Source organism: Neisseria sp. P0001.S005, from assembly GCF_051963715.1.
The window spans coordinates 1-957 of record NZ_JBQCTZ010000434.1 but is presented as its reverse complement, the minus strand read 5'-3'; the positions used below and the strand labels follow the sequence as shown (position 1 = coordinate 957).

Below are 957 nucleotides of genomic sequence, written 5' to 3'. Positions count from 1 at the left end.
GTGTCTACCAAACTGACCATCCTCGAATCTTTGGCCGACAAAGTCGACCAACTCATCGTCGGCGGCGGCATTGCCAACACCTTCCTGTTGGCAGAAGGCAAAGCCATCGGCAAATCTTTGGCCGAACACGATTTGGTGGAAGAATCCAAAAAAATCATGGCGAAAATGGCGGCTAAAGGCGGCTCTGTTCCGCTGCCGACCGATGTGGTTGTCGCTAAAGCCTTCGCCGCCGATGCAGAAGCTGTGGTGAAAGACATTGCCGACGTTGCCGAAGACGACATGATTTTGGACATCGGCCCGAAATCCGCCGCTGCTTTGGCCGATTTGCTCAAAGCTGCCGGTACGGTTGTATGGAACGGCCCGGTCGGCGTGTTTGAATTTGACCAATTTGCCGGCGGTACCAAAGTATTGGCCGAAGCGATTGCCCAAAGCGATGCGTTCTCGATTGCCGGCGGCGGCGACACTTTGGCGGCGATTGCCAAATTCGGCGTAACCGATCAAATCAGCTACATTTCTACCGGCGGCGGTGCGTTCCTTGAGTTCTTGGAAGGCAAAGAGTTGCCTGCCGTTGCTGCTTTGGAAAAACGCGGCTCATAATCGGTTTTAATATCGATTGTTAAAAATAAAGGCCGTCTGAAATCTGGAAATCAGGTTTCAGACGGCCTTTTGTTTTGGTTTTTATTGGAGAAAGTGTTTAGCTGGATTCAACACCGATGATGGGCAGACTTGTTGCTAAACAGGCTGGAAAGTGTCCGGTTCTTTTCAGACGGCCTCTACATCGGCTTGTCGGTGCAATGCCTGATAGCACGGGGTAAGCTGGCGGATGATCAGGTCGAGCTGGTGTTTGAGGATATGGTCTTGCTGCGCTTGTGTGTTTTGCTCAAGCTCGGCAAATTCCTGACGGATTTGGGTCATGGCCGTTTCAAAAGCCTCGGGGTCGGTTTGGGGCATTTGGGT

1 protein-coding gene and 1 pseudogene are annotated in these 957 nt (G+C 52.1%); one reads left to right on the top strand and one right to left on the bottom strand.

What is annotated here, in order from left to right:
- On the top strand, positions 1-597 hold a 597-nt coding region (gene pgk / locus ACTHSP_RS20850; protein ID WP_440346868.1), incomplete at its 5' end, for a phosphoglycerate kinase.
- 165 nt (positions 598-762) lie between these two features.
- Here the strand turns inward: pgk and ACTHSP_RS20845 are convergent.
- Positions 763-957 (bottom strand): annotated as a pseudogene (locus ACTHSP_RS20845) (hypothetical protein); the annotation flags it as partial.